Source organism: Scytonema hofmannii PCC 7110, from assembly GCF_000346485.2.
Lineage (GTDB): Bacteria > Cyanobacteriota > Cyanobacteriia > Cyanobacteriales > Nostocaceae > Scytonema > Scytonema hofmannii.
The window spans coordinates 2711259-2725291 of the sequence record NZ_KQ976354.1 but is presented as its reverse complement, the minus strand read 5'-3'; the positions used below and the strand labels follow the sequence as shown (position 1 = coordinate 2725291).

Sequence of the window (14033 nt, the reverse complement as noted above, 5' to 3'; positions counted from 1 at the left end):
GCATTTCGGTGAAATGCCCACTTTCCTTTATCATTAGACAAAATGAATATAACCTGAGGTGCCAGTTATGATTTCGCTACCTAGCATTGATGGGAATGTCAAAATCTACGAAAGCAGCAATTCTCTTGTTTTTCGAGGCAGAAGAAAACAGGATAATACACCCGTTGTCCTCAAGGTTCTCAAGGAAGACTATCCTACCAAAGCTGAACTTGTTCGCTACAAGCAGGAATATGAAATAACTCGCTCCTTGGATTTAGAAGGAGTCATAAAGGTTTACAGTCAACAGGACTATCACAGAACTCTTGTCATTATTTTAGAAGATTTTGGTGGGGAGTCTTTACAGAAACTCATGCAGGAGTCAGTCGGGAAGTATTGCCCAATGCCCTTACCAGAATTTCTCCAAGTTGCTATCAAAATTACAGATGCTTTGGGCAATATTCATGCTGCCAATGTTATCCACAAAGATATTAACCCAGGCAATATTGTTCTGAATCCAGAAACTGGGATACTCAAAATCATTGACTTTGGTATTGCCACCCAATTATCCCGCTCTCATTCTACGCTGAAAAATCCGAATGTCTTAGAAGGGACTTTAGCTTATATATCGCCAGAGCAAACAGGGAGGATGAACCGAAGTTTAGATTATCGCACGGATTTTTACTCCCTCGGTGCTACCTTTTATGAAATGCTCACTCATAAGCTGCCTTTTGAAACGACTGATGTGATGGAGTTAGTGCATTGTCACATTGCCAAACAACCTATTCCACCCCATGAGGTGAATTCAGAGATTCCTCAAGTGGTTTCCGCGATCGCTATGAAGTTGTTGGCAAAAAATGCTGAGGAGCGGTATCAAAGTGCATGGGGAATTAAAGCAGACTTGGAGGAGTGTCTCGTCCAATTACAGCGTAGCGGTACAATAACAGAATTTTCCCTTGCACACAAAGATATTTCTGACAAGTTTCAAATCCCGCAAAAACTGTATGGACGTGAAGCGGAAGTAGAAACCTTACTGACAGCATTTGAGCGCGTGGCTCAAAGAGGAGAATTTCCCAGTGACCATTCTTCAGTAGAAATGATGTTGGTGTCAGGTTACTCTGGCATAGGCAAATCAGTTCTGGTGCAGGAAGTTTATAAACCGATGACTAAACATCGGGGGTATTTCATTTCAGGGAAGTTCGATCAATTTCAGCGCAATATTCCCTACAGTGGTGTTGTCAATGCTTTCTCAGATTTAGTGCAGCAACTTTTAACCGAAACTGAATCTTGTCTGATCCAATGGCGAGAAAAACTTTTGGCAGCTTTAGGTATTAATGCTCAAGTGATTATTGATGTGATTCCTAAAGTAGAACTGATAATTGGCAAGCAACCTCCTGTACCAGAGTTATCACCTACTGAATCTCAAAACCGCTTTCATATTGTGTTTCAACACTTCATTTCTGTTTTTACAAAACCCGAACATCCTTTGGTGGTATTTCTAGATGATTTACAGTGGGCAGATGCTGCAACGTTGAAACTCATTAAGTTACTGATGACGACACCAGGTAGCAAATATTTGTTCTTAATTGGTTCCTATCGTGACAATGAAGTTAGCGCGGCTCATCTGTTAAGATTAACCATTGATGAGATTCAGCAAAGTGGGGGAATTGTGAATAATATTTTCCTCTCACCGTTAAATTTACCCAGTGTCAATGAGTTAATTTCTGACACCTTCAAATGCCCTCCAAAAAGAACAATTCCCTTATCAGAGTTAGTGCTATCGAAAACTGACGGCAATCCTTTCTTTATCAATGAGTTTTTAAAATCTCTTTATGCCGAAAAGCTGATAGAGTTCGATAGAGAGCAGCTCTGTTGGCAATGGAATTTAGACCAAATTCTCTTCGCCAATTTAACCGATAATGTTGTCGAACTGATGGCTCTCAAGATTCAAAAGTTGAGTGCTACCTCGCAGCGATCGTTACAAATAGCTGCAGCAATTGGTCATCAATTTGATTTGCAAATACTGGCAAGTAGTCGGGGAAAATCTCAAAGAGAAACAGCACTTGATTTGCATGAAGCTATGGTAGAAGGTTTGGTCTTACCTTTAGGCGATGCTTACAAAGAGATTGAGCTAGATGTGTCGAGTGCGGCAGATGAATTAACGATTGAATATAAGTTTTCTCATGACCGCATACAGCAAGCTGCTTATTCCCTAATTCCTGAGGAGGAACGACAAGTTGTCCACTGGCAAGTGGGGCAACTCCTGTTGCAAAATACTCCGCAAGAGATGCGAGAGGCGAAAATTTTTGATATTATCAACCAACTCAATTTTGGGATCGAATTAACCACAATTGTAAACCCGCCCATACAGTGGGATGAATTGGCTTCTTTAAATCTCATGGCTGGTAAGAAAGCTCAGGCTACAGTAGCCTTTGAACTAGCGTTTAAGTACTTGAAGATTGGTATTAAACTCTTGAGAAAAGATAGTTGGGAAACTCACTATAAACTGACTTTAGCACTGTATGTGGAATTAACGGAAGCAACGTATTTGTGCGGCGACTTTGAGCAGGTAGAGAAATTGGTTAAGTTAGTACTACAACAAGCCAAGACGCTACTAGACCAAGTGAAAATCTATGAAGTCAAGCTCCGAGCCTGTATGCAGAAAAGGCATACGCAGGAGACGATGAAGACAGCGTTTTCCGTTCTCAAGTTATTAGGGATATACTTTCCAAACAAGTCGAGCAAACTGAATACTTTACTGAAATTGCTCTTGACAAACTTGGCTTTAACTGGGAAACGAATTGAGGATTTAAATAACTTGCCTCAAATGACAGATCCTTACAAGCTGGCAGCAATGCGTATCCTAGATAGAGCAACTTCTGCTGTCTATTTTGCCGCTCCATCTCTGTATCCACTCATTGTGTTGAAACAAGTCAATTTATCGATAAAATATGGCAATGCTCCTGAATCTGCCTATGCGTATGTCGGTTACGGAGTCATTCTTTGCGGCGTACTGGAAGATATTGATTCTGGATATCAATTTGGACAACTCGCTTTGAATCTGTTGAAACGCCTCAATTATCAAAAACATAAAACCAGGATACTTCAGGTAATGAGTACAAGTATACGACATTGGAAAGAGCATCTTAGAGAAACAGTAAAATTTATGCATGAGTCCTATCAGATTGGACTAGAAACAGGAGATTTAGAACACGCTTACTATTCTTTAAATACGTACTGTTTTAATTCATATTTTAGCGGTAAAGAACTCACAGTGCTTGAACGAGAAATGACAATTCACATGAATCTCATTCGGCAAATAAAGCAAGGAGGTTCTCTTCTGACTAACAACCTGTATCAACAGGTCATTTGGAATTTAATGAATTTAGCAGAAAATCCTTGCTGTTTGGTTGGTAAATTTTACGAATCGGGAGAAATGTTGCCAACTTTTATTAAAGAGAATAATAAGTTTTACGTTTATTATTTATACATACATCAGGCTTATTTATCATATTTATTTGGTCACTATCAAGAAGCGGCGAAAAATGTAGTAGAAGCAGAAAAATACTTAAATGGAGTGGTGGGATCGATGGCGGTTCCTATATTCTATTTTTATGATTCTCTGGCACACCTTGCGGTATATACTTCTGCTCAAATATCCGAACATAAGCGTCTCTTAAAAAGAGTAGCTAACAATCAAAAAAAAATGAAGAAATGGGCACATCATGCTCAGGGTCAGCGCGTCTCAAACCCTATTGACAAGAGGACTGACTTGAGCGGTAATAGGGTTTAAAACAAAGTGGCACTATCTGAGCTAGGGTAAGATTTAATCCATCTAGCTGCAACATCTGTCGTCATGCCAACAGGATTTGAAAAGAAAAGTAAAACTGAAAAATCTTTGACACCCAGCGTAGACAGTTTTGACATTACCAGTAAGTTTCAAGAATACTTCACACAAGTAAAAGACCCAAGAGCAGAAAGGACGAGATGGCATTTACTGACTGATATTATCACCATTTCTATTTTGGCAGTCATTGCCGGTGCTCAAGGTTGGGAAGATATTGAAGAATATGGAATAAATAAAAAAGAATGGTTGGAGACATTTCTAGAACTGCCCTTCGGAATCCCCAGCCCCGATACTTTTAGGAGAGTGTTTGAGAGAATTAACCCCAAAGAATTTGAGCAATGTTTTCGAGTGTGGGTGCAATCGTTAGTTGAGAATTTAGGAGTAGAAGTAGTCGCCATAGACGGCAAAGCTCTCAAAGGCTCATATGACCGAACATCTCAGCTGAAAGCTTTACATATGGTCAGTGCTTGGTCTCAAGAACACCGTTTGGTCTTGGGACAAACGAAGGTGAGCGCCAAATCGAATGAAATCACGGCCATACCAGCACTCTTAGAAATGCTAGATTTATCTGGCTGCATCATTACTATTGATGCAATGGGTACACAGAAATCAATTGCCAAAAAAATTAGAGAAGGTGGTTCTGATTATATTTTGAGCCTCAAAGATAATCATCCCACACTACACCAACAAGTGAAGAATTGGTTTGAAACTTCCCTATCTCTTGGTTTTAAAGGTGTTGATGTGAATATTAGTCAACGGGTAGAAAAGGGACATCACAGAATCGAAAATCGTCAAGTTTACACTGTGTCAGTGTCACAACTTCCTGCACTTCATGAACAAGATGATTGGGTAGGACTGACAACAGTGGTGATGGTAGTGCGTTCAATTCAGCATTGGAATAAAACTACCCACGAGGTGCAATTTTACATCTCTAGTCTCACCAGTGATGCTAACAAGATTGGTAGCGCAATTCGACAACACTGGGGAATTGAAAATTCTGTTCATTGGACATTAGATCAAGTTTCCATGAAGATGAATGTCGGATTCGTTCTCTACACAGCCCACAAAATTTTGCTTTACTACGTCGCATTGCACTCAATGCCTTAGAACAAGAAACATCTTTTCGCCGCAGTATTCGCCAAAAGTCACGGCGAGCCGCTATGAACGATCAGTATATGCTTTCTGTACTGGCGGCGGCTGTCTCAAACTCGAACTCCATACTATGATCCGCCTGTCAACAGAATTTGAGACGCGCTAACCCTGCATGATCGCTCTATTTACTATTATCTCATGTATCGATAAATGTGGTTATATTTCTCTCATTAGGATAGCTGGATACTAGTAATTATCGCTGATTTTTTGCATCTAACTTTAGACGATCTTTATCGATAAACTGCTAGAGTTTCAAATTGGTCTACAAAATCTAATTCTTCATTAAAAACTTTTTGGCACTGGTTACACTTAAATTGGCGGTGATTAATTCTTAGTAAAACTGGCTTGGTACTCCAAGGTAAATCTTGGATAATCCGCCAATGATTTTGATGTATACTTCTGCTAAATTGACCACATCTAGGACAGGTGGAATAACGCACAACAGCCTCTATTTCTATGATTAACCCCATCCCAACGAGAGTCTTGGTAACTTCACACCACCATACCAGGAAGGTAGAGGATTTGCTCAAATACCCTATCACTGGTGAAAGCGATAAGGTATTTTTAATTAAATCACAGAGCCAAAAACCTGTTGTGCGGTTAAATTCAACTGCGGAAAAGTCGGTGACGCAATCAAATCATCACCCCTAAACGGGGTCATTTGATATTCACCGTCAATCAACTCGCAAACAATAATCGTAGGTTGTTTAGGATTGCCGATAAACTTACGCCCGCCCAATGCAGCATAATCTACAATCCAATATTCGGGTATTCCCATATATTCATAATTCCCGAATTTATTGTGATAATCGTCACGCCAGTTGGTTGAAACAACTTCAACTATCAACGGTACAGATTCAGGGTAAATAACAGTCGATTCTTTTTTCCACAATGGTTCATTCTTTAAATTGTCCCGATTTAGTACCAATACATCGGGGATGTAGGCTGATTCACCATGAGGCGTTTTAACTAAAGCAGATTTTGGAATGGTATAGGGTAGCTTACACTGCTTAAATTCAGTCACGATTTGTTCAATTAAAAAACCTACAACATCTTCATGGTCGCCAGTTGGTGGGGGCATCTCAATTATAACTCCGTTGTGTAGCTCGTAGCGTAGGGGTGAGTTTTCTGGATACCATTCGATAAATTCATCGAAGGTAAATCGCTTTTGTAGTGGTAGTGTTTGGGTCATAAAAGTTACTTGTAGGGTTTACTTTTACTGTTCATTTATCCTTATTTTCATTTGAATAACGACCCTTAAGTGCTGTTCCTATTGTATCGTAAGAAAAAGCTAGTCGAGATACCGAAGTCATTTTTTAATACGCGTGCATCGCATTACAAATATTCACTAACTCTGGCACAGCGACACATAAGGAGCGCTACAAATCATTGACAAAGCAGGAATTGGCGACTCAACTGCCAAGCATTTTAGCTAATTTATATACTAATTTCTTCGATTATTACTATCAACTCCGCGCGAAGGGGGTGAACGATAATAAGTGTAACCAGTGCCAAAAAGTTTTTAGTGAAGAATTAGATTTTGTAGACAAATTTGAAACTCAACAAGACTGGGGAGATAGTGTTAGGACTTACGCACTGTACAAATTGACGTTAATATGAATGAATGGATAATGGTCGTTTCAGGCTGTAGGGGCGCAAGACCTTGCGCCCCTACGATTGTTGACAATTTTTGGAAAGTCAAGTTCTAAACAGTTTTTGGTATAAACCCTAAACAATTGTATCTTTGTCATAAATCACACTTTAGATGTAAATAAACTCAAAATTTCTCAATATTAAGACATAATTAAATTGATACACAAGGTTGGTAGGGGCGCAAGGCATTGCGCCCCTACAGCAAGGTATTGCGCCCGTACAGTGGTTAGTGGTTGGTGGTTCTTTCCTATGTTTCTTATTGCTCTAATCTTCATTTCGACTTAGATAGGAGTGTTAAATATTGCTTCTTTAGATAGTACAAATCATGAGAGAAAAAAGCGTAAGAATGAAGAAGTGTACAAATTCTTCGCATCTATTTGTTCTGTACGATATACCTAAATTAGCAATGCTTGGATGGAACCAAGTAAAATTACTACTATGCAAACACTCAATTGTCTTTCTTCATATTTAGAACAACCCGATCGCTTTCGAGACCTTCAACAAACTTTACGCGATCGCTGGCAAACATTAGAGTTATTTGATAGCAGTGATGCAGATATTTTGATCGTTCCTTCTATTAGCATCGATCAACGCGAATTGAGAAAAATTGAAGGTTGCGAACATTATGAGGAAAGATTATTATTTTCATTAATTCGTTTGCGGAATCCTCGCACTAGGTTAATTTACGTCACGTCCCTACCACTACATCCCAGTGTAATTGACTACTATTTACAATTATTACCTGGAATTCCCTTTTCTCATGCTCGCAATCGCTTGCTATTACTTTCTACTTACGATGCTTCTGTCAAACCTTTAACTCAAAAAATTCTAGATCGCCCTCGCTTGATAGAACGAATACGTCAAGCCTTAAGGCATGATAAAGCATTTATGGTGTGCTACAACGCCACAGAAATAGAAGCAGAACTTTCGCTAAAATTGGGTGTACCGCTTTACGCTGCTGCACCAGATTTGCAAATTTGGGGAACAAAAAGTGGTAGTCGGCAAATTTTTGCAGAATGTGGAATTCCCCATCCTGATGGAAGTCAGAGAGTTTGGACTTCCACAGATTTAGCAGAAGCAGCTGCTGATTTATGGGAACGCCAACCGACATTAAAACGAATGGTTGTTAAGTTAAATGAAGGATTTTCAGGGGAAGGAAATGCGCTTTTGGATTTAAAACCAATTCAAGATTTAGCGCCCCCCAATGCGAACTATGCTCAAAGGGTAGAAGCGTTGGAAAAAAGTTTTGATACTCTGCGCTTTCAAGCGAAAAACGAAACCTGGGATAATTTTTCTGGAAGAATTCCCGAATTGGGAGCCATAGTAGAAGCTTTTGTGGAAGGCGAAATCAAGCGTTCTCCCAGCGTACAGGGACGCATTACTCCCAATGGAGATGTAGAAATTCTTTCCACCCACGACCAAATTTTAGGAGGTTCGGATGAGCAAATATACTTAGGATGTCGGTTTCCTGCAGATGAAGCTTATAGATTGCAATTGCAGCAGATAGGGTTGAAAATTGGGAAAAATTTGGCAGAAAAAGGAGCATTGGAAAGATTTGGGGTAGATTTTGTAGCCGTTGACCGAGGTGATGGACAATGGGATATGCAAGCGATCGAAATTAACCTACGGAAAGGCGGTACAACACATCCATTTATGACCCTAAGATTACTAACGAATGGACGATACAATCTTTCAACTGGGTTATTTTACAGTCAGCAAGGGCGTCCCAAATACTACGTTGCGACAGATAACCTACAGAAAGATCGCTATCACGGTCTAATGCCCAATGATTTAATGGATATTGTCGCCCATCACAGATTGCATTTTGATACAGGAACCGAAACAGGAACAGTTTTTCACTTGATGGGATGTCTTTCCCAGTTTGGGAAATTAGGGCTAACGAGTATCGGTGATTCACCGCAACAGGCGGAAGAAATCTATAATAAAGTAGCCAAAGTCTTAGACGAAGAAAGTGGGCGTCAGCAGTGGGATAGTTTTGTGAATTTACCAGAGATAGCTTTTTGGTAAGTGTTATTGGTCACTGGTCACTGGTCACTGTTCACTGGTCACTGTTCACTGGTCACTGGTCACTGGTCACTGGTCACTGGTCACTGGTCACTGGTCACTGTTCACTGGTCACTGTCAACCAAGCGCTAATTGTGTACAATCGAGTCAGGCTGTGTCTTTAAGCGCTTGTGTCCCACCTAAATCAAAGTGCAATTCATTGCATTAACCCAGAATGTCCTCGCCCTTATCCCCAGCTTTGGGGAAACAAATTTTGCAATAGCTGTGGCGCACCGCTACAGCTATTAGATCGCTATATTCCTTTACAGCCTTTGGGATCTGGTGGCTTCGCCCAGATTTACACTGTTTGGGATTGCAAAACTCAAACAGAAAAGGTGTTGAAGGTTTTGATAGAATCTTCGCCAAAGGCGCTAGAATTGTTCTCCCAAGAAGCAGCAGTTTTAGCTCGGTTGAGACATCCCGGTGTGCCAAAAGTTGAAACTGATGGTTTTTTCCACATAGAAACGTTACAGACAACTTCTCCGCAATCAAAACCATGCCAACTTCATTGTTTGGTGATGGAAAAAATTTCCGGTCAAACTCTGGAGGAACTGTTTCAGCAATATTCTCATGGGTGTCCGCAGGAGTTGGTGTTAAACTGGCTGGCTCAAGCTATGGACATTTTACAGGAGTTACACAGCCGTAAGATTATCCATCGCGATATCAAGCCTTCTAATTTAATGCTGAGGTCTTCCCACAGTAAAGGGGCGGGGACTAAGGGAGATCGACTGGTGCTTATTGATTTTGGCGGAGCAAAACAGGTGAGTTCCAACCCATTTCGCAATCAGTCTTCTTCTACTAGATTGTATTCTACAGGTTATAGTCCTCCAGAGCAAATTGCTGGCGGTGTTGTTGGACCACCTGCTGATTTTTATGCTCTTGGTCGAACCACGATTGAGATGTTGACGGGCAAATCTCTGACAGAATTGGCAAATCCAGCAACAGGAGAACTTTTTTGGCGCAATGAAGTTAAAATCAGTCCCCAGTTTGCTGATTTACTGGATGATATGATTCAGGAGGATGTGCGATCGCGTCCGGCAAATGCGGCAATTCTTCAAAAGCGCTTGTCAAAGATTTCCCAATTACCCCAGCCCAGTGTTTTCTCTCAAATTGAAAAATCTGTTCGCCAAAACCTGGGTCAAGCAGGAAGTTTGCTGTCTCAAGTTGAGGATTCTTTGGGAAAAGCCCTCAGTCGTTCTACTCAAGCTGCGGGCAAAACGACTTTTTTTATAGTCAAAACAATTGTTTCAGTTATACTAGCTTGTCTGGATACATTGTGGACAATGATTTTAACTGGAGTCGGTGCTAGTTTGGGTGCGATCGCGGGTTTTATCTTAGCATCCCAAATCTCTCTAGACGACTACTTAGCCCAATTTTTGTCAGAACAGTTATTTGAAGCAACAGGAATTTCTCATACGATTTTTGGCTCGGAGATTCTTTTATTTATCGGTGCTGGATTGGGAACTGCATGGGGATTAACCATTGCAGGTGGGTTTGGTCAGCGACGACGATTTGTGGTAGCGTCGGTTATGAGCGTTATTAGCTACGGTTTCGGTTGGTTAGTTTTACAACTGATGACTCCCGAACAGATACCGGAGGGCTTGGTAGGATTAGTTTTAGCCACTGTTTCCCTGCTAACTTTAGGTTTGGGGCTTCGCAGCCATCATATAGTATACGCTTTTATGGCTGCATTTGGTACTGCGATCGTCTTCGCATTCTTAGTGATTTTAGGGTTTCCTATACATATCTTTAACTTCTCGATCTCACCTAGCCTCGGCGAAATCTTGCTTCCAGTCATCTTTTTTAGCTTTATGGGTGTTTTGCAGAGTTTTTGGTTGGGAATCAGCCATTACTTAATTGTGCCTGGGTTGCGCTTTTTGGGATGGAAGTAGGGGTTAGGGTAGGGAGTGGGGAGTGGGGAGTAGGGAGTAGGGAGTGGGTGTCGGTCGATTAAGCACTTCTTATCATTAACTAAAGCAAAAGCAATAGTGAAACCATTGTTTCTTTGCAAAGTTTTATTTACAATATTTTACAAGTTTTAATAAAAATATAAAAAAATGCAGTGATGTATACAACTAACGAAGAAGGAGTGCTCAACAAAACTTACAGTGACTACTCCTTTCCCGCTCTAAAATTACCGATTCTTGTAGGGTGGGCAATGCCCACCAATAGCGAATGGTGGGCATTGCCCACCCTACTTGTTTAGGTAATCTTCTGGCGGTTCGGGAGTAATCCTTCGAGTTGGTCAATCCCGAACATCATGAGTAAAAATACTCAAATCAGGCTCAACTGAGGTTGACTAAGCACAAATACTCAGTTAAAATTTTAAAAAAGTTTAAAAAAAAATCTGAAAAAGTATACCCATAATTGCGCCTATTGTTGTCACAGTGAGCGCTAGTTGGCGATGTCACATCTTGCATCAACAAAAGTTGATGTCATTTAGTCACTCTGTATAAAACCCGCTAACCCTGATTTAGCGATAAAAAGACGGTAGCTTACCCTTGTATCTTTTTACTTTGCCTGGGTTTGTACGGATAGGTGCAAGATAAGAGCGATCGCAGTAGTAGGTAGTTGGAGTGATGAACGAATTAATTTCAGGAGAGATGAACACTTTTGAACTTGTAAGACGCTATACCGCAGGACATAGAAATTTTGATGGGGCAAATCTTAGAGGAGCAAACCTGAGTGAAGTGTGTCTAACTGAAGCTTCTCTGAGATTTGCAGACCTCACGGGTGCCGATCTCAGTTGGGCAATTCTGCATCGAACAGACTTGAGCGAGGCTTCCCTGAGAGAAGCCAATTTGAATGCAGCAAACCTGATTGCAGCCGTCCTGTCAATGGCAGCGTTAAATGGAGCCGACCTAAGTAGAGCGAATCTTTGTAACGTAATTCTACATCAAGCCAATCTAAGAGATACAAACCTGACTAAGGCTAATCTGAGTTGGGCTAACTTGGTTGGAGCCGATTTAACCAGAGCTATCCTGCATCAGACAGATCTAAGGAGTGCTAATTTGACCAGAGCTGACCTCAGAGGAGCACTCATGATTGGGGTCAATCTAAAAGGGGCAACCCTAACAGGGGCAATCATGCCCGACGGTACACTTTACGATTAAACCACTCTTTCGGAAATTAGCTAGTTAATTTTTGTAACAAAACCTCAGACTGTATGGAGTTGGGCTGATACATAACAGTCCACAATACAACCTATTAGTAGATAGTAGTCACTCTTTGTTTAAGAATATTTACAAAACTTAAAAATGCTGTTACATTAATTTACATACTAGACTAAACCACAAGTCTGGTACTCGCTGTAAAAATGGGGCAGTCTTGATTAGGGATATCACTTAATTCCCATAGATTAATCAAGGGACTAGAAGACTGCGCCATTTTGAAAAGCTTAGACTCCCGTCAGGAGTTTTGATAACCGCGCTGGTTTGTTCTTACTTGGCACGGCTTGAATAAGGCTTTAGCTAAGCTCTCTGATGCTTTAACCTCAATGGCTGTTAAAAGCAACTCGTTAATAGACAAATTTGGAGATTCTGACAATGACTTTTACTATCGAGTCCGCCCAAAGTATTTTCTCTAGCACTCAAGTTCCTAGTCCGATTCCAGCAACTCTAGCACTGTTCGAGCAACTCAGCGTTGACGACAAACTAGCATTACTTTGGTATGCTTACACTGAAATGGGTCGTTCAATCACTCCTGCAGCTGTAGGAGTAGCACGTCTACAGTTTGCAGAAGGTTTATTAAACCAAATTAAGCAGATGTCTACGGATGACCAATTCCAAGTCATGCGCGAGCTTGCTAACCGTGCCGACACTCCCATCAGCCGTTCTTATGGCGTCTTCAGTGTCAACACTAAGCTGGCTTTCTGGTACGAGTTAGGAGAGTTGATGAAACAGGGCATTGTGGCTCCTGTACCGGCTGGCTATCAAATGTCTAGAGGTGTCTCTATAGTGTTAGAAGCAATCAAGCAACTCGATCCAGGTCAGCAAATTACAGTCCTTCGCAATGCTGTAGTAGACATGGGATTCGGGAGCGATGTTGCTAAGAGTGTTCAAACAGATGCCGAACCTTTGTTCCCACGCACTTCCCCTGCTCCTGCTAAGATCGCTGTCGAGGGCATCACAGACTCTACAATATTGAGCTATCTTGAAGCCCTCAACAAAGATGACTTTGATGCTGCTATTGCTTTATTTACTCCCGACGGTGCTCTGCAACCACCATTCCAGAAGCCTATTGTCGGTTATGAGGCAATCAAGAGATATATGCGTGCAGAAGCACAGGGACTCAATATCATGCCGCAGCAAGGTATATCCGAGAGTCTACCAAATGGCTCTAAGCAGGTTAAGGTCACAGGCATAGTACAAACTCCTTGGTTCGGTGTTAATGTTGGGATGAACATTGCGTGGCGCTTCTTACTCAATCCCGAAGGCAAGATTGTCTTCGTGGCGATCGATATGCTGGCATCTCCCCAAGAACTACTAAATCTGCGTCCTGTGTAGAACGCGATCGGCGCTTCTGACTTGCATCCAATACAGTTATTCTGACTTGTATCCAAGACAGTTGTTGTGGGGCGGGCATCTTGCCCGCGACAGTTGTTGTGGGGTGGGCAAGATGCCCGCGACAGTTGTTGTGGGGTGGGCAAGATGCCCACCTAAAACGGGCGAGACGCCCGTTCCACAAGACAGTCATTCACGGGAACATCCCCTACCCCCTACTCCCTACTCCCTACTCCCTACTCCCTTTTTCAAGCTAGTCATGCGTAGGAAATTTTGAGGCAGATAGTTATGAATGGTGATATGCTTCTAGAGCTTTATGCTAAAGGAGAAAGAGACTTTAGTTTTGCCAACCTGCGGGGAGTCAACCTGAGTGAGGTCAACCTGTGTGGGGCAATCTTCACAAGAGCAGACTTAGTTGGAGCCAACCTCACTAGAACCAACTTGTGGGGAGCAAAGTTAAATGAGACTGACCTCACTGGTGCAACCTTATGGAGAGCTAACCTGGTTGGGGCGACTCTGCATCGAGCAATATTAAATGGAGCAATTCTGATCCGGGCGAACATTAGCCAAGTAGATCTTCAAGAAGCTTTCCTAATGAGGACAGACCTGAGGCTAGCAGACCTGACAGGAGCCAATTTGACAGGAGCTAATCTGACAGGCTCCGATCTACGTTACGCCAATCTGAGGTTAGCAGACATGACTGGAGCTAACCTTCAGTTAGCAGATTTCACAGGAGCTAGTCTAGCTGAAACAAACTTACTTCAAACAAACCTGATTGGTGAGTCAAGTCAAAGGCGACACTAGGTCTAGAGTTAACCGTCTTTTTGTTGAACTTTATT

General features: G+C 41.6%; 10 protein-coding genes and 2 pseudogenes. 10 read left to right on the top strand and 2 right to left on the bottom strand.

Features of this window, described 5'->3' with window-relative positions:
- Positions 1–67 precede the first annotated feature (67 nt).
- Together WA1_RS11720 and WA1_RS11715 are read left to right on the top strand one after the other, a co-directional pair.
- Positions 68–3769 (top strand): ATP-binding protein, encoded by a 3702-nt coding sequence (locus WA1_RS11720; RefSeq protein WP_066612851.1) that lies wholly within the window; start codon positions 68–70, stop codon positions 3767–3769.
- Between the two features lie 63 nt (positions 3770–3832).
- Positions 3833–5049 (top strand): annotated as a pseudogene (locus WA1_RS11715) (ISAs1 family transposase).
- A 183-nt stretch (positions 5050–5232) separates the two neighbouring features.
- Here WA1_RS11715 and WA1_RS11710 read toward each other — a convergent pair.
- Both WA1_RS11710 and WA1_RS11705 read right to left on the bottom strand, forming a co-directional pair.
- A pseudogene (locus WA1_RS11710) lies at positions 5233–5479 on the bottom strand (transposase family protein); the annotation flags it as partial.
- A gap of 64 nt (positions 5480–5543) precedes the next feature.
- A complete protein-coding gene (locus WA1_RS11705; protein WP_017749198.1) occupies positions 5544–6167 on the bottom strand; it encodes a Uma2 family endonuclease in 624 nt (207 codons plus the stop codon).
- 899 nt (positions 6168–7066) lie between these two features.
- Between WA1_RS11705 and WA1_RS11695 the strand changes: the two genes are divergently transcribed.
- The 8 genes from WA1_RS11695 (at position 7067) to WA1_RS11675 (ending at position 13998) form a co-directional block, all read left to right on the top strand.
- Positions 7067–8656 (top strand): peptide ligase PGM1-related protein, encoded by a 1590-nt coding sequence (locus WA1_RS11695; RefSeq protein WP_033336688.1) that lies wholly within the window; start codon positions 7067–7069, stop codon positions 8654–8656.
- The gene (locus WA1_RS59660) at positions 8650–8817 is read left to right on the top strand and encodes a hypothetical protein (RefSeq protein WP_272819478.1); all 168 of its coding nucleotides are present in this window, start codon (positions 8650–8652) and stop codon (positions 8815–8817) included. The genes WA1_RS11695 and WA1_RS59660 overlap by 7 nt, the downstream gene beginning before the upstream one ends.
- A gap of 6 nt (positions 8818–8823) precedes the next feature.
- Positions 8824–10584 carry a serine/threonine protein kinase gene (locus WA1_RS11690; RefSeq protein WP_017749195.1) on the top strand — a complete coding sequence of 587 codons (1761 nt, stop codon included), beginning with the start codon at positions 8824–8826 and terminating at the stop codon, positions 10582–10584.
- A gap of 173 nt (positions 10585–10757) precedes the next feature.
- Positions 10758–10898 carry a hypothetical protein gene (locus tag WA1_RS56875; protein WP_017749194.1) on the top strand — a complete coding sequence of 47 codons (141 nt, stop codon included), beginning with the start codon at positions 10758–10760 and terminating at the stop codon, positions 10896–10898.
- A gap of 373 nt (positions 10899–11271) precedes the next feature.
- Positions 11272–11805, top strand: a complete 534-nt coding sequence (locus WA1_RS11685) for a pentapeptide repeat-containing protein (RefSeq protein ID WP_017749193.1) — start codon at positions 11272–11274, stop codon at positions 11803–11805.
- 432 nt (positions 11806–12237) lie between these two features.
- Positions 12238–13197, top strand: a complete 960-nt coding sequence (locus WA1_RS11680; protein ID WP_017749192.1) for an orange carotenoid protein N-terminal domain-containing protein — start codon at positions 12238–12240, stop codon at positions 13195–13197.
- A 112-nt stretch (positions 13198–13309) separates the two neighbouring features.
- Positions 13310–13471: a hypothetical protein gene (locus WA1_RS56870; protein WP_158516631.1), complete on the top strand. Its 162-nt coding sequence runs from the start codon at positions 13310–13312 to the stop codon at positions 13469–13471.
- 11 nt (positions 13472–13482) lie between these two features.
- Positions 13483–13998 carry a pentapeptide repeat-containing protein gene (locus WA1_RS11675; RefSeq protein WP_017749191.1) on the top strand — a complete coding sequence of 172 codons (516 nt, stop codon included), beginning with the start codon at positions 13483–13485 and terminating at the stop codon, positions 13996–13998.
- The last annotated feature ends 35 nt before the right edge of the window (positions 13999–14033 follow it).

Coding starts and splice junctions, on each gene's coding strand:
- WA1_RS11720 (WP_066612851.1), top strand. CDS start 68: ATGATTTCGCTACCTAGCATTGATGGGAATGTCAAAATCTACGAAAGC.
- WA1_RS11705 (WP_017749198.1), bottom strand. CDS start 6,167: ATGACCCAAACACTACCACTACAAAAGCGATTTACCTTCGATGAATTT.
- WA1_RS11695 (WP_033336688.1), top strand. CDS start 7,067: ATGCAAACACTCAATTGTCTTTCTTCATATTTAGAACAACCCGATCGC.
- WA1_RS56875 (WP_017749194.1), top strand. CDS start 10,758: ATGTATACAACTAACGAAGAAGGAGTGCTCAACAAAACTTACAGTGAC.
- WA1_RS11685 (WP_017749193.1), top strand. CDS start 11,272: ATGAACGAATTAATTTCAGGAGAGATGAACACTTTTGAACTTGTAAGA.
- WA1_RS11680 (WP_017749192.1), top strand. CDS start 12,238: ATGACTTTTACTATCGAGTCCGCCCAAAGTATTTTCTCTAGCACTCAA.
- WA1_RS56870 (WP_158516631.1), top strand. CDS start 13,310: ATGCCCGCGACAGTTGTTGTGGGGTGGGCAAGATGCCCACCTAAAACG.
- WA1_RS11675 (WP_017749191.1), top strand. CDS start 13,483: ATGAATGGTGATATGCTTCTAGAGCTTTATGCTAAAGGAGAAAGAGAC.